This is a genomic window from Streptomyces sp. NBC_00829 (assembly GCF_045161795.1).
Classification (GTDB): Bacteria; Actinomycetota; Actinomycetes; order Streptomycetales; family Streptomycetaceae; genus Streptomyces.
On the sequence record NZ_CP108867.1, the window covers coordinates 8,678,368 to 8,696,014 of the forward strand.

The 17,647-nt window shown below is 69.1% G+C and carries 16 protein-coding genes and 1 pseudogene; 8 read left to right on the forward strand and 9 right to left on the reverse strand.

The window, feature by feature from the left end:
* Positions 1 to 434: 434 nt before the first annotated feature.
* Positions 435 to 992, reverse strand: a complete 558-nt coding sequence (locus tag OG293_RS38915) for a hypothetical protein (RefSeq protein WP_406003427.1) — start codon at positions 990 to 992, stop codon at positions 435 to 437.
* A gap of 136 nt (positions 993 to 1,128) precedes the next feature.
* Between OG293_RS38915 and OG293_RS38920 the strand changes: the two genes are divergently transcribed.
* From OG293_RS38920 to OG293_RS38945, 6 genes are all read left to right on the forward strand, one after another.
* A complete protein-coding gene (locus tag OG293_RS38920) occupies positions 1,129 to 2,586 on the forward strand; it encodes a site-specific integrase (protein ID WP_406003428.1) in 1,458 nt (485 codons plus the stop codon).
* Complete coding sequence (locus OG293_RS38925; RefSeq protein WP_406003429.1) at positions 2,570 to 4,459, forward strand: hypothetical protein; 1,890 nt, start codon at positions 2,570 to 2,572, stop codon at positions 4,457 to 4,459. Before OG293_RS38920 ends, OG293_RS38925 begins: the two co-directional genes overlap by 17 nt.
* Complete coding sequence (locus tag OG293_RS38930) at positions 4,456 to 5,622, forward strand: hypothetical protein (RefSeq protein WP_406003430.1); 1,167 nt, start codon at positions 4,456 to 4,458, stop codon at positions 5,620 to 5,622. Before OG293_RS38925 ends, OG293_RS38930 begins: the two co-directional genes overlap by 4 nt.
* Before the next feature lie 191 nt (positions 5,623 to 5,813).
* Positions 5,814 to 6,875: a tyrosine-type recombinase/integrase gene (locus OG293_RS38935; protein ID WP_406003431.1), complete on the forward strand. Its 1,062-nt coding sequence runs from the start codon at positions 5,814 to 5,816 to the stop codon at positions 6,873 to 6,875.
* The gene (locus OG293_RS38940) at positions 6,872 to 7,198 is read left to right on the forward strand and encodes a helix-turn-helix domain-containing protein (protein WP_406003432.1); all 327 of its coding nucleotides are present in this window, start codon (positions 6,872 to 6,874) and stop codon (positions 7,196 to 7,198) included. The genes OG293_RS38935 and OG293_RS38940 overlap by 4 nt, the downstream gene beginning before the upstream one ends.
* Positions 7,195 to 8,163, forward strand: coding sequence for a hypothetical protein (locus OG293_RS38945; protein WP_406003433.1), 969 nt, complete (start codon positions 7,195 to 7,197; stop codon positions 8,161 to 8,163). The genes OG293_RS38940 and OG293_RS38945 overlap by 4 nt, the downstream gene beginning before the upstream one ends.
* 366 nt (positions 8,164 to 8,529) lie before the next feature.
* Here OG293_RS38945 and OG293_RS38950 read toward each other — a convergent pair whose 3' ends face one another.
* The 7 genes from OG293_RS38950 to OG293_RS38980 form a co-directional block, all read right to left on the reverse strand.
* Complete coding sequence (locus tag OG293_RS38950; RefSeq protein WP_406003841.1) at positions 8,530 to 9,432, reverse strand: DUF4158 domain-containing protein; 903 nt, start codon at positions 9,430 to 9,432, stop codon at positions 8,530 to 8,532.
* A gap of 60 nt (positions 9,433 to 9,492) precedes the next feature.
* Positions 9,493 to 9,939 (reverse strand): DUF6262 family protein, encoded by a 447-nt coding sequence (locus tag OG293_RS38955; protein WP_331752127.1) that lies wholly within the window; start codon positions 9,937 to 9,939, stop codon positions 9,493 to 9,495.
* Positions 9,929 to 12,205 carry a site-specific integrase gene (locus tag OG293_RS38960; protein WP_331752126.1) on the reverse strand — a complete coding sequence of 759 codons (2,277 nt, stop codon included), beginning with the start codon at positions 12,203 to 12,205 and terminating at the stop codon, positions 9,929 to 9,931. The genes OG293_RS38955 and OG293_RS38960 overlap by 11 nt, the downstream gene beginning before the upstream one ends.
* Positions 12,202 to 13,317 (reverse strand): tyrosine-type recombinase/integrase, encoded by a 1,116-nt coding sequence (locus OG293_RS38965; RefSeq protein WP_331752125.1) that lies wholly within the window; start codon positions 13,315 to 13,317, stop codon positions 12,202 to 12,204. The genes OG293_RS38960 and OG293_RS38965 overlap by 4 nt, the downstream gene beginning before the upstream one ends.
* Before the next feature lie 101 nt (positions 13,318 to 13,418).
* Entirely contained in the window at positions 13,419 to 13,541 is a 123-nt protein-coding gene (locus tag OG293_RS38970) for a hypothetical protein (protein ID WP_331752124.1), read from the reverse strand.
* A gap of 114 nt (positions 13,542 to 13,655) precedes the next feature.
* Complete coding sequence (locus tag OG293_RS38975) at positions 13,656 to 14,687, reverse strand: ISAs1 family transposase (RefSeq protein ID WP_406003434.1); 1,032 nt, start codon at positions 14,685 to 14,687, stop codon at positions 13,656 to 13,658.
* A gap of 254 nt (positions 14,688 to 14,941) precedes the next feature.
* A complete protein-coding gene (locus tag OG293_RS38980; RefSeq protein ID WP_406003435.1) occupies positions 14,942 to 15,172 on the reverse strand; it encodes a hypothetical protein in 231 nt (76 codons plus the stop codon).
* A gap of 167 nt (positions 15,173 to 15,339) precedes the next feature.
* Here OG293_RS38980 and OG293_RS38985 point away from each other — a divergent pair, with 167 nt between their 5' ends.
* Both OG293_RS38985 and OG293_RS38990 read left to right on the forward strand, forming a co-directional pair.
* A complete protein-coding gene (locus tag OG293_RS38985) occupies positions 15,340 to 15,783 on the forward strand; it encodes a hypothetical protein (RefSeq protein WP_406003436.1) in 444 nt (147 codons plus the stop codon).
* Between the two features lie 107 nt (positions 15,784 to 15,890).
* A pseudogene (locus tag OG293_RS38990) lies at positions 15,891 to 16,828 on the forward strand (ornithine cyclodeaminase family protein).
* A gap of 288 nt (positions 16,829 to 17,116) precedes the next feature.
* Here the strand turns inward: OG293_RS38990 and OG293_RS38995 are convergent.
* Complete coding sequence (locus OG293_RS38995) at positions 17,117 to 17,341, reverse strand: three-helix bundle dimerization domain-containing protein (protein WP_406003437.1); 225 nt, start codon at positions 17,339 to 17,341, stop codon at positions 17,117 to 17,119.
* Positions 17,342 to 17,647: the final 306 nt, after the last annotated feature.

Consider the following 17,647-nt stretch of genomic DNA (forward strand, 5'->3'; position numbering starts at 1 on the left):
GGAGAACTTGACAAGTATGGGTGACGGGCATCGAGAGGGCTCTCACCTCCTCACTTGCACTGTTGTCTGCACCACGACCGCCGAGGAACCCGCGTGAACTCCATTTGGCAGGGTCGCGGCGCTGCGCGGCACCCGGTTCACCTCGCGGCGGCGGCGCTTCTTCCGGGGGCGGGGCATCAGCTGCTCCAGGTACTGGGGAGCCGGGCGGGACGCTGCGGGTAGCGGGGGCCGGGGCGCTACGGGCGGGGCCGGCCGATCCGGCGGCGCGGGCGGGGGATGAGCACGGTGTGTCCTCCAACGGGTTGATGGCGGGCAGTGCTGCGCCCCGCCGACGGAAGGTCCGTCAGGCGGGGCGGAAGGGTGAGGCGGGTGACCGGTCGGCCTGTCCGGTCCTCGCCCGCGTACGGCGGGCGAGAGCCAGGCAAGGCGGCGGGTCAGCGCTTTTGGAGCGGGTGGGCGTTGTCGGGTTCGGCGTCCAGGCCGTCGTGGACGGGGGCGGGCTGCGGGGGGATGTGGGTCTCGGGGCGGATGTCGATGTGGGGCTGGAAGGCGGTGTGGATGACCGGGCGCAGGCTCAGGCCGCGCAGGGTGAAGACGGAGGCGATGGTCCAGGCGAGGACGGCGATGCCGGTGGCGACGGTGCGCCCGTCGGCGGGGGCGGCGGACCACACCATGCCGATGCTGGCCGCGCCCCAGAGGGTGTAGGTGATGCGGGCTCCGGTGCTGTAGAAGAAGCCGCCGACCAGGCCGAACAGACCCACCGCCTGCCAGAAGGCGTAGACGGCGGATCCGCTGACGGCGAGGCCGCCGGTGTGCTGGGCGAGGTAGGAGCGAACCGGGGTGTCGATCACTGCCCAGAAGCTGTTGGAGGTCTCCGACGCCAGCTGGGTCTCAGGGGTCGCGGTGGCGATCCGGTGGGCCACGGCGGAGACGATGTCGCCGGCGGCGTCCAGCAGGATGATGACGGCGCACACTCCGGCCAGGCTGAGCACCGCGTTGATCCAGTTGGTTCTCCAGACATCGAGGGGTGTCTCATCTGGGTGAGATCTTGTGCGCCCCGTAGCCGTCGGCAGTGATCTTCCGTTGGCGTGACTGCGAACGTGCTCAGGTCGGTTACGGGAGGGATCGGTGCGGCTGTACTTCGCCAACCACCGGGCGGTGTGGCGGGTCGGTGACGTCGCGGGGGTCGATCGGTCCCTGCTGACGGGTGCTCTTGATCGGTATCGCCTGCCGGCGGGTACGCCTGTCCTCCTGGACGAAGCGATGCGGCCGGTGGAGCCGGTCTCGTCGTGGTTTCGCAGCCTGGCGCTGGCCCGGCGGGACGCGAAGTCGATGCGGGCCTACGCCTCCACGGTGGTGATGCTGCTCGGATTTCTGCTGGCTCGCGGGGCGGACCTTCGCTCGGCCACCGAGATGGACATCCTGCAGTTTCGGCAGTGGCGGCGTGCGGACGCCGAGGACACGGTGGGGGGAACCACCTGGGACCGGGACGCGGCCGCGATCGTCAGCCTCTACAAGCACCTGGTCCGCGTCGGCTACGTGCGGGCCAGTCCGTGGCGGTCGTCGCAGGGGGAGTCGCTGGGCAGCGGCTTCAGTACGGACGTGCGGGTGCGGCATCTCGAGCTGGAGCAGTACCTGTTCTTCCGGGACGTCGGGTTCGGTGGGCTGACGCCCGAGTCCGAGCTCGACGAGACGTTCGGCGGATGGCGCCCGCATCGCAATCGGGCCGCGGTCGAACTCGCGCTGCTGACCGGGATGCGGGCCCAGGAGTGGTCCACGCTGCTGCTGCCCGAGCTCGGCTTGATGGCAGGACACCGCCCGCAAACCGCGGACGTCGATCTGGCGGCCTGCGCGAAGCAGAAGCGGCCTCGGTCGGTCTACGTCCCGGTCGGAGCGATGGAGTTGCTGGATCCCTACTTGCTGATCGAGCGGCCGGAGATCGTGGCGAAGGCCCAGCGCACGCTGCGGCGGCGGCACCGGGACCTGTTCGTGGTTCAGCGGCTGGAGGCCGATGACACGAAGGTGCGAGGCGTCCTCGAAGGCCGCACCGTCACCCGATCGATCAAGGACATGACCCCGGACCTGCGCCGCATCACGGTGCTGGAGACCGGCGGCGGGCTGGAGCCGCTGGGGCTGTTCATCGGTCAGGGCGGGAAGATGTTGACCGCCTCGGGCTGGGACTGGGTGCGTTGGCGGGCCTGGGACCGGCTCAAGGCCTGGTCAGCCCATCAGAATGCCCCGCAGGTGCCGCGTCGTTGCTGGGTCTATCACGATCTGCGGCACACCTTCGCCCTGCGTCTGCTGATCTTCCTGACCCGGGAGGCTCTCGGCGACGCCGAGAAGCAGCAGCTGCCGATGTCGACGCTGTTGGACCACATGACCAGCAACCCGCTACTGGTGGTCCAGCGCCGGCTCGGTCATGTCCTTCCATCGACGACCTACCGCTACATCCGCTATCTGAAGGACCCGATGCGCGAGGTCGACGACGCGTTCCGCGAGTGGACCGTCGCCGACGGCGCTTCGTACGTCACCATCGCCCGCCATCTGATGAACCTGGAAGAGAACGCCCATGCCGCGCCGCGGTGAGCACACCCGGGACTTCCCGCGTCCCGGTCCGCGGGCGGCGGAGCCCGTCCGGACGGTGACCGGCCAGACTGCTGATGGCCGCCAGCAAAGCCCCTCGCTCGATCCGTCTGATTTCGCCTGCTCACACCTCGCGGGCGAGCTGGCGGACGAGTGGGTGGAGAAAGCCGCCTCCGCGACGCTGTCGGCGACCGCTGCGGCTTTGTATCGCCAGGCCATCACGCTGTACTGCCGGCACGTCGATGCCCACGTTCCCCACGCGGTGAAGGCCTCGCTGGGTGAGCCGGAGCCCGACCTCGCCCACGCGCTGACCGACTGGACTCGCCTGCTGCCCGCTGCCTACGGCGCTGGCTCGCGGGTGCCTGCCGCGCTCGCCGGCAAGCTGCGCATTCTCATCGCGCGCCGAGCCGAGCATCCAGACCGCCCGGTCGCGGCCGGCCTGCGTCACTGGGCGAGCGGACACGTCGGTCTTCGCGGCGGACAGACCCAGGAGCTGGATGAGTTCACCCGCGCGGACAAGAAAGAGCTGGTGAAGGCTGCCTGGTCCGATCACCTTGCGATCACAGCGAGGATCCGGCGGGGCTGGGAGCTGGCGGCCACCGGGAAGGACCCGGCCGAGGACGGCTGGGACTGCCTCGCGAACTTGCTCTGGGCGATCGCGAATGACGCCTGGACCTGTGAGGAGATCGCCGGGCATCTGCCGGGGTGGCACGAGATGCCGCCGTCGCTGCGCGAGATGATTCCACACGGAACGCTGCCGCACTTCGGCAAGCGGATGGTGCTGCGTCACCTGGTTCGCCAGTTGTTCCCGCACAACCTCGATCTGCACAGCTATCGGATCTTGCTGATGGCGGCCACTGGCCGCTCGTCCGAAGAGGTCAGCGCACTGACCGAGGACGACATTGAGTTCGGCCCGCGCAGTGTGGTGATCGACTTCACCAAGGGCCGGGCCCACGCCCGCACCCGGCAGGCGTTCAGCACCTCCGTCGAGCAGACCGGCGGGCTGCTCCATCCCCGCCGGCCGAAGCTGGACGCCGCGGCTCTCACCCAGGCCCTCCTTGAGCTGGCCACGCCGTTGGCCCGCCGGGCGGACATCGAGCCTGTCCCGCTGTTCCTGCGCGCCGCCGTTAACCCCTACACGCTGCGGATCCGACGGTTCAGCGGAGACACGGTGGCCTCTCAGTTCTCCGACTGGCTCGAGTTCCACGGCGTCAGGGTGGAGGGGCCGGTCGACATCCGGCGTCTTCGCAAGTCCGGCAAGGTCGAGAAGGCCTTGGCCTTCAGGGGCCGGGTCAGCGACATCGCCGATGACCACTCGCAGCAGACCTTCCGTGGGCACTACGCCCACGGCACGACGCTGCGGGTGATCGCCGGGAACGTCATCGCCACAGCTCAGCGGCGGTGGCTGGACCACGCGTTGAACGGACCCGTGGTACTGAGCGAAGAAGCCGAGCAGTCGCTGGCCGAGCCGGGGGCAGCCGACGCTCTCGGACTGTCGCAGGAGGAAATCGACCAGCTGCGGGACGGCCAGCTCGACATGGGGGTGTCCAGCTGCAAGGACCCCTTCGACTCCCCGTTCGGCCGCACCGGCCAGCTCTGCCCGGTCGCCCCCGCCCGCTGCCTGGAGTGCCGCAACGCCTTCGTCCTGCCCTCCAACCTCCCGCAGCTTCTGCTGTTCGCCGACCACCTGGCCGCGCTGCAGCTGCGGCTGTCCCCTCAGGCGTTTCACGCCCTTTGGGGACAGAGCCGCATCAACATCAACGAGTCGATCAAAGCCCGCACGGACGCCGAGATCACCACGGCCCGCCGGCAGATCGCCGAGGACGGGCTGTCCCTGCAGCTTCCCCTCGCCGCCCACGTGGAGTTCGAGTCATGACCAGGCAACTTCCCCTCCCCACCAGGTCTTCGGTCTTCCGCGACGACGAGCCCGTGGTGCAGTCCCACCCGCTGCTGCCCGGCGCCAATCCGCCCGTCTTCTCGGAGCGGGAGTGCTGGGATCTCAACGGAGTGCTGCGCAAACCGGTCAACCAGCACCCCTCACACATGCGCGTGCCCTTTCCCGGCCTGACACCGGCGGTGAACCTGCTGGCCCGCGAGCTGGCCATGATCTGGTTCAACCCGCGCCACCCGGCGCTGCTGGCCCGCGGCATCCACCTCGCGGACGACCCTCGTGTCGCCAACACCGTCCGCCAGCGGACCACGTGTCTGCGAGAACTCGCCGCCTTCGGAGCCGACCAGCATCTGCCCGAGCTGGTCAGCCAGTGGGCGACGGAGGACTTCCACCGCTTCCTCGCTCATCACAGCAACCCGGACCCGGAGCCCCGCCTCGTCGATCACATCGTGGTCATCAAGGCCCTGCACCGTGTCGGCCGGGCCCTGGCCGACGGCGGCCTGGAAAAGGACCCCTGGCCGGGCACGTCCGCCGTCGCGGTCCTCAAGCTGCCGGTCAACGGTCCGCTCAAGACTCCCGTGGTCAAGCCGGAGACCTGGTTCCCGCTGGTCCGGGCCGCCTGGACCTACATCACTGTCTTCGCCCCGGACATCCTGCGGGCCCTCGATCGCTGGCAGGCGATCGAGGCACGCGCGGAAGACATCAAGCTGCCTGAAGCGGACCGCCGGCTCACCGCCTGGCTCGCCGACCCGGCAAGCCGTGTCCCGGCCCGACCGCCCAGCGCCCAGACCGGATGGGAAGGCCCGGTCCACTGGGACCTGCTGGCCCGGATGGTCGGACTCGACGCAGACCGCAGGGACCTGTTCTCCACCACCAGCAGCACCGGCCGCGCACGCCGGGCCGCCGTCGAACGGCTCGTCGTGGCTGGCCGCGTCCAGTACGGGCTGCTGCCCGACCTGTTGGAGGTCGACCGCCCCGACGGAAGCCGCGGGCCCTGGCACGATGCGCTGCTGCCCAGACAGCTCGGGCGCGAGGCCACGGCCCTGCGCAACGCCTGCTGCATCTTCGTGGCGGCCCTTTCGATGATGCGGGACTCTGAAAACGGGACGGAGTTGCATCTGATGCAGCACTCCGCAGAGTCCAAGTAACCACGAATCAGCAGGTGATGGGCCTCTGCTCCACCATCCTCTCGCACCGCGCAGGCGATCTACCAGCGGCTCTTGCGCTTCACCGATGCCATCCCAACAATGATGCGTCTAACGCAACGGAGGTTGGAGTGGCGAAAGCGGCCGATTTGGCGGGTGCGGCACACCTGATGCTCGTGGACGGGATCTCTTACATGGACCCCGCGCCTGCCGTGTTCGAGGCCATGCTGGAGGGGTGGACCAAGCAACAGCGAGCCCGCTTCCTGAAGTGGGAAGGGACCATCAAGCCGCGGCTGTCGCTGGTCCGCCGGTTCGCCGAGTACTCCAACCAGTACCCGTGGCAGTGGCAGCCGGCGGAGTTCGAGGCGTTCATCGACCACCTGCGCACGAAGACACCGACATTCACGGTGTCGAGCGGCCGCAACTACCAGAACCACCTGCGGCTGTTCTGCGAGTTCATCACTGACCCACGCTACGGCTGGATGTCCGTCTGCCAGGAGCGCTTCGGCGAGGTTCCGGTCCAGATCCTGCACGAGTGGAACACCGTCGCCCACGTCAGTGAGTACGAGGGCGACCCACGCCGCCGGCCGCTGACCTACGACGAGATCCAGGACCTGTTCGACGCCGCCGACGGACGGGTTGAAGAGATCCGAAAGCGCGGCCGCAAGGGTGCGTTGACGGCGATGCGCGACTCTGCCCTGCTCAAGACCTACTACGCCTACGGCATGCGGCGCCGGGAGAACGTCGGCCTCGACCTCGCCGACCTGCGGCGCAATCCGAAGGCCCCGCAGTACAAGCGCCACGGAGCGGTGTTCGTACGCTGGGGCAAGTCCTCCAAGGGCAGCCCGCCCAAGCGCCGCACCATCTTCACCGTCCCCGAGATGGACTGGATCGCCGACGACCTCGACCACTACCTGACCGAGGTCCGGCCCCGCTTCAACGTCGGCAAGCACCCCGCGATTTGGGTCACCGAACGCTCCGGGCGCCTGTCGCGCCGGTCGGCGAACGAAGCCTTCGAGGCCGCCAAGCAGGCCGCTGACCTGCCCGAAGAACTCGAATTGCACTGCCTGAGGCATTCCTATATCACACATTTGACCGAATTTGATTACCCGGAACGGTTCATCCAAGACCAGGCCGGTCACGGCTATGCCAGCACGACGGCCCTCTATACCGGCGTCTCGGACGAGTACCGCAACCGGCTGGTGCACAAGAAGTTGGGCCAGCGATACCCGGGCATCTGGGAGGACTCGAAGTGATCAAGAAGATGGGCTACCGCTGGAACCTGCGCAAGCTCATGGCCGAACGAGAGATGTTCCAGACCACCGACCTGGTGCCGCTGCTGGCCGAACGGGGCGTCAACCTCTCGCGAGAGCAGGTCTTCCGCCTGGTCACGCAGCCGCCGCAGCGGATGTCGATGGACACCCTCGCGGCTCTGTGCGACATCCTCGACTGCCAGCCCAACGACCTCATCGAGATCCAGGTTGTCAACGAAGAGGTACGCAAGACCGCCGACGGCGAGACGCCCGGCCCGCTTCCGGCCGTGCGCCGGACCTCCATCCGGCGACCGGAGGGCCCGTGAACGCATCCTCTCCGACGGCACCGTCAACCGTCGCCCGGCTCGCCGCGCAAGCCGCCCGCCTGGAGGCCGCAACGTCCGCCGCAGTCGGCCACCTCATCTCGGCTCTGCCATCGCTCGGCCGCCATGACGCCGAGGCCGCGCTGGTGACCGCGGTGCCGATTCCGACGCGCGGGGCGGCACGCTATCTGGAGGAACTGGCCGGACACCTCGCCGCCCACCCTGACGCGCTGACGTCGGGCAGTTCGCTCTGCCCGCCGGTTCTGCTGCGGCTCGCCGAAGTCCTGTACGACGCCGGGCACCCCGTGGTCCGTCCCGGTTGCGCACACTGCGGAAAGATACGAAGTGACCTGCGCCAACTCCGCCCTGAAGGACGGCTCTGCGGCACCTTCGACGCCCGGAGCCGGCAGGCGACATGCGCCCGCTGCAGACGCGAGAACGTACGTATCGCGGCCCGCCGCCCCGAAGGCCGCATCTGCCATACCTGCTACCACTCGGACCCGGAGATTTTCGAGGAGTGCGCCGAGTGCGGCCAGTCCCGCGCGCCGGCCGTCCGCCGCGAGGACGGACGAGCCCTCTGCGGGAGGTGCTGGAAACGCCCGATGCACACCTGCGTGAGCTGCGGAAAGACCGCAGCCGCCGCCCTCGTCGACGACGACGGGGCACTCTGCCACCCCTGCTACAACCGCCACCGCCGACCGCGGCGTCTCTGTGGACGGTGCGGACAACTCAAGCGCATCGCCTGCAACGCGCGCGATGGTCAACCCGACCTCTGCGACGGCTGCTACCGCGGCCCCGAGGTGACCTGCTCGATCTGCAGCCGGGTCCGCCCCTGCACCAGCCGCGATGCGCAGGCCAGCCGGTCTGCGGCAACTGCTACCGGCGCACTCGTTCAGGAGAGCCATGCGCTCGGTGCGGTCGGACCAAGCCGGTCAACACCCGGTGGCCCATCGGCCCGGTCTGCATGAGCTGCTACACCGCGGTGCTCCGGTCACCGACCGAGTGCTCCCACTGCGGCACGGTCCAGCCGCTGATCGCGCGGGACAACCACGGCGCCGGAGTCTGCGGACCCTGCGTCGGCTTCGCCGCCGACTACACCTGCAGCCAGTGCGGCCGAGCCGGCAACCCCCACAGCCGGGGCCGATGCGCACACTGCGTCCTCGCCGAGCGGGTCAACGCCCTTCTGACCGGACCCGACGGCACGGTCGCTCCGCAGATCAAACCGCTGGCCACCGCGCTGGCGAACGCTCCCTCACCGTTCCCCGCTATCCAGTGGCTCAAGGAGAGCCCGAACACCAAGCTCCTCTCCCAGCTCGCGGCCGAAGGCCACACGCTCAGCCACGAGTTGCTGGACGAGCTCCCCGCCCAGCCGAAACCAGCGCTACATCCGCCAACTCCTCGTCCACACCGGCGTCTTGGACAAGCGGAACGAGGACATCGAACGCATCCCGGGGTGGCTGGAGCACGAGCTCGCGGACAAGCCGGCCGCGCACGCCAACCTCGCACAGCGCTGCCAGCAGCGTGTACCGCACGTGCCCCGGCGCGGCCACCAGGTCGGACGGGTACTCCTTCGCCGCCCGAGCCCGCCACGCCGACACCAGCTTCTCCGAGAACTCCCCGAACAACTCGGGAGGCAGATCCAGCTGACGCACCCGCTGCAGCTTGTTCACCTCCGTCAGCAGGCTGTCCAGGCCCAACGCTCCGGGGTCCGCCTTCAGCTCGGTGAAGAACGTCCGGCCCCCGCCCACGCTGCCCTCATCCCCGTCGTCCTCGGCCACCAGGTCGTCCAGCCGGGAACGCGAGGCCGCAGACAACCGCTCCACCGTCGTCGCGCAGAACCCCTCCTCGAAGGTGTTCACCGCCGAGGCGACCAGCCGCGTCACCCTCGCGGGCGCCGGCGGCTCCAGACGATCCTTGCGGCACCGCGCGACCACCGCTTCAGCCAGCCGGTCCCGGTTCAGCTCCACCGGGCACAGCTCCACCGCCAACCACTGCGCGAGCTGGACCTGGTCCTCCTGCGTGCACTCGCGGAACCCGAACGCCGCCCGGACCTCCATCCGGTGCCGCTTGATCGCCCGCCCCGACCAGTCGTATGCACCCCACTCCTCGGCCAGCACCTTCACCTGCTGAGCCACATACGACACCGCGGCCGCCGGGACCTCCGCCGCTTCCTCCGGAAAGCGCGCCTCCACCTCGAAGAACTTCAGCAGCAGCGCGAAGCTTATCTTCAGCCGCAGAACCGGACGTGGCTCTGACCTGGGTCGTTGCCTGGTGGCCGGTGTCGACGACGGACCGGATCAGCAGGGTCCGATGGTCTTCACCGACTGCTGGCGAGGGCTGCGGGATTCACCCGAAGAGGTGACGGCGGCGGCCCGCTGCTGTCCGAGCACGCGGGCGAGCTGGTCCCTCAGTTCTCTCACCTCCGCCTCCAGCTGACGGTTTCGGGCCGTCGCGGCCTCCAGCCGCCGCAGCAGGGAAGCATCAGACGCGCGCTGCTGGTCGGGGACTTGGGGAGCCGAAGCCACCGGGCCGTGCCGCTCGCGCAGGCGGTGGATCTCGGCCCGCAGGTCGGTCTGGCTGTAGAGCCAGGATCGCGAGACACCGGCCTCTCGGGCGACCCCGTCGAAGGAGACCGGCTGGCCGGCGGCGTCCATGCGCCGCACAGCGGCGATGGCCCGTTCCCTCGTTGCCGCGGCCCGGGAACGGGCGGCAGCGACGATGTGTGGGGAGTTGTCAGCCCGCATCGGCGGCCTCCTGCGGCCCGTCGGCTTCGAGTTCGGTGATCATCTGGTCGAGGTTGGCCGCGACCTGCTCGTTCATCTCGGCCACCCGTTGATGTCCGGAGCCCTTCGCATTGTCGATCAGCGTCAGCGTCCGCCGGTGCTGGGCCTTCAGCTCGGGCAGGAACTCCGGGCCGGTGAGGAAGACCGGGCATGTCAGACAGGCGTTGGCATGCGGACAGCTCTTCTGAACAGGCAGTCCGCAGTAGCCGTTGGGGAGGGTCTGGGTGGAGAGGCCGTAGCGAGTCTTGGCCCACTCGGCCTGGGCCAGCGGCCCCTCGGGGTCGAGGGTGACGCGCTCGCCCCGGATGTTGACTTTGGTGGCGGCCTCCCAGCGGCGCCGGACGGTCTGGTCGGTGATCCGCGCGTAGTGGGCCGTCATTTGGTGGGAGTCGTGGTCGAGGAGGACGCGGACGACTTCCTGCGGGACGTCGCGGTTGATCAGCCTGGTGGCGAAGGTGTGCCGCCACTGGTGCGGGGTGAGGTGGACCGGCTGCCCGTTCTCGTCGCGGACGTCGCACTGGGCGAGCCAGCGCTTGAGCATCTGCCGGTAGGTGTCCGGGGAGAAGTGCCGGGTGCCGTCGGCGTTGCCCTTCAGCCCGGGGAAGACGTGCGGATTGCCGTCCGGCCAGCGTTGAAGGACGCGCTGCTGCTGGGCCCGGACTTCGGCCTCGATCCCCTCGTCGATGGGGACGGCGGCCTCCCGGCTCATCTTGTTGTTGAAGTAGCGCAGGTAAGGGGCGCCCTGGCCGTCATGAAGCAGGCAGTCGAACCGGATGGTGCAGGCGTCGGAGACCCGCAGGCCGCAGCGGATCAGGATGAGAGTGATCAGCCGGGCGGCGGGATCGGTCCACCGGTCGAGGTTCGCCGGCTGTTCGACCTGGGTCATGATGTGCTCGGCCAGGTGGCGGGCGAGCCGTGTGCGGCGCCGCGGGCAGTCGCCCGTGAAGAACGCGGCGCTGGTCGGCAGAGAGCTGTCCCAGCCGTGCTGGCGGATGGCCTGGAAGAACAGGTGCAGGCCGTTGACGCGGCTCTCGTTCGAGCTGAGCCCGCCGGGGAGGTCGGTCAGCCAGGCCAGGTAGCGCTCCAGCAGGGCCCTGTCGACGTCGCCCAGGCCGCGGACAACGGTGGGGCCGACGGCGTCGAGGAACTCGCTGAACCGGGTCAGGGCCTGCATGTCGCTGACAACTGTGCTGACGTTCAGGCCGGACGACAGCCGCAGCCTGATCCACCGCTTCGCCAGCACCCGCATCCAGGGCTGGGTGATGCGGTCGAACCGCAGCTCGCTGCGGGGACGGGGCCGACTGACGCTGCGGTTGAGCCCGGTCAGCTTGCCCAGCCGCCACACGTCCCGGGCGTACTCGACCTCCCAGCCGGTGCCGTCGCGCAGGGTCTCGACCGCGTCCCGGGCGTAGAGGAGGAACACTGCGACGCGCTTGTCGTAGCCGCCGGATCCGCGGCGTTGGTAGGGGTCGGCGACCCGCTGCCACCGTTCCGCGGAATAGTCCAGCAGGGAGCCCACGTGCTCTTCGCGGGCCCAGCGGATAGCGGCCGCGATCATGCGGGCCGGTGCGGTGACGGTCTGCTCGTCGCGGCGGGCCTGGACGGCGTACTGGAACTCCAGCCTGAGCTGCGCCGCCAGTCCACGGAAGTCTACTCGCGGCAGGCCGAAGGACTGGCACTCGATGATGAAGTCCGCGACCGGCGGGGCGCCGTCCTGACGCCACCGGACGTGATGGCTCTTGCAGAACGCGTTCGACGCGTTCTCCACCCACAAGGTGCAGTTGGGCAGGGCGCACTCGGTGCGGTCGGTGCCCGGCAGCGGCGGCGCGGAGGCCGCCCAGACGGCGGGATCAAGGCTGCCGGAGCGGGACCACTTGTCGCGGTGCCGCGAGCACAGTCCCTTGCCAGCGGCGCCGAAGCGGCAGCCCGGAACGGTGCAGTGCGTAAGCTCGCCCACTCCCCGGAGCGGAGGGCCGGGGTCGGCGAGGAACACCGCGAGGTCAGGGCGTCCGTCCCGCCGCCAGCGTTGGGCATGGCCAGTGCACATGCCCTGCTCGTGCGCGGCGCGGTTGCAACCCGCCACCGGGCAGCGCTTCCAGCCCAGCACTGGGTCGTCGGCGTCGGGGACCAGGACGTCGACGCGGAACTCCGAGCGGACGGCGGCCAGCAGTTTCTCCAGCAGCCCGGACCGGCCGAGCGGGCCCGTGGACAGGGGTGTGACGGTCACAGCCGCACCTCCCGGCCGGTGAACCAGCCTGCCGCTTCCAGCGTCCGGCGGGCGTCTTCGACGGTGAGGTGCCCGTACGTATCCATCGTGGTGGTGATCGAGGCGTGTCCGAGGAGTTCCTTCACGCTCTCCATGCCGGCGCCCTTGCGCAGCAGCCAGGTGGCGTAGGTGTGCCGGAACTGGTGCGGCTCGAAGTCGATGCCGGTGTGGCGGCGCAACCGTTCCACCAGGTCATAGACGGCGGAGTAGGTGAGCGGGCGGCCGTGCGGGCGGCCCCAGAGGTTGACGAACACGTAGTCCGAGTCGAGGGCGCCGTACTCGCGGTTGAGGTAGTCGGCATACAGCCGCATCAGCTCCACGCTGGCCGGGACCTCCCGTGAGCGGCCCGCCTTCGCCCGCACCCGATTGGCGTTCAGCCGTGGGATGACGCTCACCTGCCGCTCGGCCAGCGCGATGTCCTCGTGCCGCAGGCCCAATGCCTCGCCGATCCGCAGCCCGGTGTCCAGCAGCAGCGCGAACAGCAGCCGGTCCCGCAGATGCTCGCATCCGTCCAGCACCGCCTGGGCGTCCCCGGCGGACAGCACGACCGGCCGGCGCCGCGGTTGCCGCAGCCGGATCGTGCGGGCCTTCTGCGGTCGGCTCTTGGCGATGTGCTCCAGGAACGGCTTGTAGGAGCTGCCGCGGCCCCGGCGGCCAGCGGGCCGCATCGTCACCATCAGGTCGCCGAGCGGTACCCCGTGGCGGGCGTGGAACTCGCAGAACGACGACAGGGCGGCGAGCTTGCGGTTCACGCTGGACTCCGCGCAGTGGTGGTCCGCCGTGGGCAGCACCGCGACCTTTCCGTCCCGGGCCTGCGGCGGAAGCCGTAGCCAGCCCACGAACCCTGCGACGTCCTCCAGCGTCACCGACTGCCAGTCCAGCCCGCGGCCGGTGAGATAGACGAACCAGTCCTTCAGGTCGTGGGCGTACGCCTTGACCGTGTTCGGTGACTTCTCGCCCCAGGCCAGGTAGGCCAGGTAGCGCTCGATCGGCGCGACCGCCACGTGGTCGTCCCCGAGCACGGTCCACGACTCGGCCTCCGAGTCCGGCATCAGCACGCGCTGCACCCTCATGGAACCTCCCGCTCATCCGTTGTGGATGACGGAAGGTAATCCCATCCAGGACGTGGCCGAGGGGGCTTCACCCGTACGTGCTGCACGTCCTGGACAGTGCCTCAGTGACTCCAGATAACGAAGCCCAGCCGGTTCGCCCCCGACTTGTTCCGAAGCCGCTCCTGGTCCTCCTCCAGCAGCGTCCAGACCTCGATCAGGTCCTCCGGTTCCCACTCCCGACGCACGCCCTACTCCTCACCTCGATCACCGCAACGCGACCAAGGTGATGCGAGCACAACGGAGATAGAGCCAGAACGCAGGAAACCGGGACAACAGGCCGTCACATCGGCTACAGAGAGCTACTTGTCACTTCGCGGCAGCTTCGGGAGGCCAGGGCCGTGGTGCAGGGTCTCGATCTTCCAGTGGTCGCGGACGAGTTCGGCGAGCTGGGCCGCGGTGGCCTGTTCGGCGGTCAGACTGGTGACGGCGTAGACCGTCTTGACGGTGGTCTTGCCGGTCTTGTGGTCGGTGCGCCGGCGCTTGATCTGGACGGCCTGGCGGGCTCCGGGGAAGAGGAGGCTGTTGACGGTGGCGGCCTTGATCCGGCGGATCTCCGAGCGGCCGTGGCCGGTGCCCCGGGTGCGGCCCTGAAGCGGGATGTCCTTCCAGGGAAGGGACTTGAGCTGCTTGCGCAGCTTCTTCTGGTTGCCCTTGACGATCACGATGTAGTGGGCGCCCCGGCCGAGGAGGTAGTCGGCGTGCTCGCGCTGGGTGTGCATCGCGTCGCTGGTGACCACGGCTGAAGCCAGGTCGGCGACGGTGTCCAGCAGCGGCTGGAAGCAGGTGATCTCGTTGGTCTTCTCGCCGACGTCCAGCTGGGCCAGGACCAGGCCGGTGGCGTGCTCCAGCGCGGCGAGCAGGTGGATCTTGCGGCCGTTCGCTCTGGCCGCGCCGCGCAGGCTCTTTCCGTCCACGGCGAGGCCGCGCAGCCCGGTCGTCTTCGGGCGGCTGTCGGCGAGCCAGCGTCCGACCGCCCGGTCCAGCGCGTCGCCGTCGATGCGGGCCAGCAGCCGTCGGACTGTCGTTTCCTCAGGCAGGAACCGCTTCGGGCACAGTGGATCGGGCCGTATGCCGAGGCGTTCCATGACCGGCGGCGGGGCATCTGCGATCCACTCACCGACCGCCAGCAGAGAGGTCGCTCCGGCCAGAACCGCGCACGCGGTCAGCGCGAGTACGACGACCAGTGCGTGCCGTACGCCGCGCGGATCTCGCGGGTCGGGCACTTGGGCCAGTCGCGCCAGCAGGTCCGGGATCTCCTCGGGTACGGCCTCGGGATGCTCGCGGAGTTGGTCAAAGGCAGGCGGGATCGGCGATGATGCGTCGGCAGGCACGGTCTTCCAGTCGGATCACGGGGCGTCGAGAACTCCATGATCTTGGAAGCCGTGCCTGTCGCATTCCCCGGATCCGCCGAGCCGACGGATCGTCACGAACCGGACGTCAAGTGACTACGCCGAAGCCCTGGGCCACCATGGCCCTCGCCAAATGGGACGCCTGGTTCGGTACGCCAACGGCTCCTCAACCCGAGACGTCCCGAACAACAAAAAATCCCCGGACAGAGTCTCGGGGAAGAGTGTCTTGAGCTGTCTCATGAGACATATCGAAGTCTGGAGAACAGCGGCCGCTGCAGCACGAGCGTGTCCAGTAGGGCAGCGGCCCGCCAGTAGGCGTCAGGGTCGGACACATCCAGGTGCGGAGTGTTCACCCGATGCCGGGCGACGGCGGCCACCATTGCCGAGTAGTCGCGGATCTGCAGGTCTTTGCCGAGTACGCGCTCTTGCCGGTCGAGGAGCCACCGGACGTCGATGAGCAGTTCCAAGATCAGGCCGCCCGACTACCGGCGGGAGCCTCGGGGAGGCCGCCGAACGCCTTGTCGAAGGCGTCGACGAAGCCGGGACGGTCGAGAGCGGCGTCGAACGCCTCGGTCGCCCGTCCGAGCCGCGCCTGGTTCTCGGCCTGCTGCGGGTCAAGGACGACGTACTGCTGTTGCAGCAGTTGCTCGCGCCGGACGAGGTCCGCTCGCCCGCGCTGGTCGGCGCACCCGAGGCGGACGTCGACGACGACGAGGTACAGCGCGCGCTCCAGCTCGCGGAGGCCTTCGACGCGGATGATCTGTCCGGCTTCCGCGACACGTACACCGACGCCCTCACCGAGATCATCAACGCCAAGATCGAGGGCCGCGAGGCGCCGGCAGTCCCGGAACAGGAGGTGCCGGGCGCTCCGGTCGTGGACCTGACGGCCGCGCTGAACGAGTCCGTCGCCAAGGCCCGGGCCACACGCGGCGACACCGGCCAGGACGCCACCGTCCACAAGATGACCACCCCGAAGAAGCGGGCCGCCAAGAAGACCACGGCCGCCTCCACCAGGAAGACCGCGGCGAAGAAGACAGCCGCCAAGAAGTCGAGCGGACGCAAACCGCGAAGCGCCTGAAGGGGCCGGACTCCGCGCGAGCAGACGCGGGAAGCCCGCTCCCTGGCCGCCTTGCTGGACTGCGCGATCGAAGCCGCCGGAGGAACGAGGGTTGGGATCATGGGGTCATGACCCGAATCCTGACCCGCAGCGATCTGGAAGCCGTGCTTGAGCCCGCGGCCTGTCTGGCCGCCCTGAAAGAAGGCTTTTGCAGCGCCGACTCCTGGTCGGCAATGGGACAGCGAGTGCGGACAGACCTGCCGTTTCCCGGCACAGCCACAGCGTTGATCCCTGGGCTGCTGCCCGGCATCGATGCGTACACGGTGAAGGTGAACGCTAAGTTCCCCGCCACCAGACCAGCTTTGCGTGGTGTGATCTGCCTTCACAGTGGTCGTGACGGTGAGCTCCTCGCGCTGATGGACTCCGCCACCATCACCGCTTGGCGTACGGGACTCGCAGCAGCCCTGGGTACTCATGTCCTCGCGACCCCCGACTCAGGAGGGGACAAGGTACTCGGCGTGATCGGTGCGGGCGCACAAGCCGAACTCATGGTCCGCGGACTGCGTACCATGCGCAGCTTTCGCGATGTCGTGGTGCACGACGCCGATTCAGCCATCGCCGCCGCCTTTATCGCCCGACACGGCGGACGAGCCCTCGGTTCTCCCACGGCTGTCGCCTCAGCCGCTGATGTCATCCTGTTGGCAACGTGGTCACGGACACCGTTGCTGCACCTTGCCGACACTCGCCCGGGCACCACTTGACGTCTCTGGGAGCCGATGAGCCCGGCAAGCAAGAGCTCTCTGCTGACTTGCTCGCATCCGCGCTCGTCGTGGTCGACGACCGTGAACTGGCTGGCTCCATGGGAGCACTCGCAGCCGCCGGCCTTCCCGCCACAGCCACCCTCGGCGAGCTCCTCCGCAACGACCACCCGGGCCGCACCAGCGCCACAACACGAACCGTCTACGCCCCCGTCGGGCTTCCCTGGCAGGACCTCGCCCTTGCCTGGCTCGCCTACCACCATGCCGAACAACGCGGCGTCGGAACGCAGACCGACCTGCTCTCCTGAGCCCGGCCCGGCGGACGTCACTCCGGTGGTCCGGCCGATGTCGCCGTGGGCCCGGTGAGGACGAGGGAGAGCGTGCGAGGGCTACCGCCGCGCGCTCGCTGCGCACCAGGAGGTCGATGCGCCGCGCCGGGTCGACCCGGGCATCGCGGAGGCGGTGGAGCGGCAGAACCGTGCGATGCGGGAGCTGTCCCGCCGGGCGTTCCCCGAACCCGACGTCATCCCGGACGATGCGCCGGCCTCGATCGAGCAGACCCGATCCGACGAGCAGGTCGTCGGATGGTGTCGGTGCTAGCCAGCAACCTCGTCCAGTGGCGGGAGCCTGGGATCGGAGGTGAGAAGGTCTTTGGCTCTGCGTTCCATCAGGATGGGCAGGTAGGTGCGCACGCGGGCGTAGCGGAGTTCTTCATACGCAATGCGCACTGACTGGCGTATCCGGGTGGGGTCTGCGTCGGGGAGTGCCTTCGCCAGCCGCAAGGTGGCGTCGCGGATGATGGCTGCTTCGTCGGTGTCCACCGCCGTTACCTGACCCTTCAGCCCGCCGACCGTATCGTCAACACTCTCTCCTGACTTTCTCCTGGTCCGGGATCCCGCGAAAGTGGATCTTCCGCCAAAACCCCCGTCCCTGCTGGGGCGGTTGCTGCTGGACTGTGACCAGATGTCAGCACCGCAGGTGCCCAGTCATGCGGTCGGGCTTTGCTCCTGGGGGAACGCTGCTGACCAGGGTATGTCTGCATCGCTGTGAAGGCGCCGGCTGAGCCCCTGTTCTCCGGCGGGGGCTGGGTACGCGGCGATCCGTTTCATACGACGAGGCCCCCGCCG

Bases quoted from the DNA above. Each gene is read 5' to 3' on its own strand.
- OG293_RS38965 (WP_331752125.1), bottom strand. From the start codon at position 13,317: ATGAGGGTGCAGCGCGTGCTGATGCCGGACTCGGAGGCCGAGTCGTGG.
- OG293_RS38935 (WP_406003431.1), top strand. From the start codon at position 5,814: ATGGACCCCGCGCCTGCCGTGTTCGAGGCCATGCTGGAGGGGTGGACC.
- OG293_RS38925 (WP_406003429.1), top strand. From the start codon at position 2,570: ATGCCGCGCCGCGGTGAGCACACCCGGGACTTCCCGCGTCCCGGTCCG.
- OG293_RS38955 (WP_331752127.1), bottom strand. From the start codon at position 9,939: ATGCGGGCTGACAACTCCCCACACATCGTCGCTGCCGCCCGTTCCCGG.
- OG293_RS38930 (WP_406003430.1), top strand. From the start codon at position 4,456: ATGACCAGGCAACTTCCCCTCCCCACCAGGTCTTCGGTCTTCCGCGAC.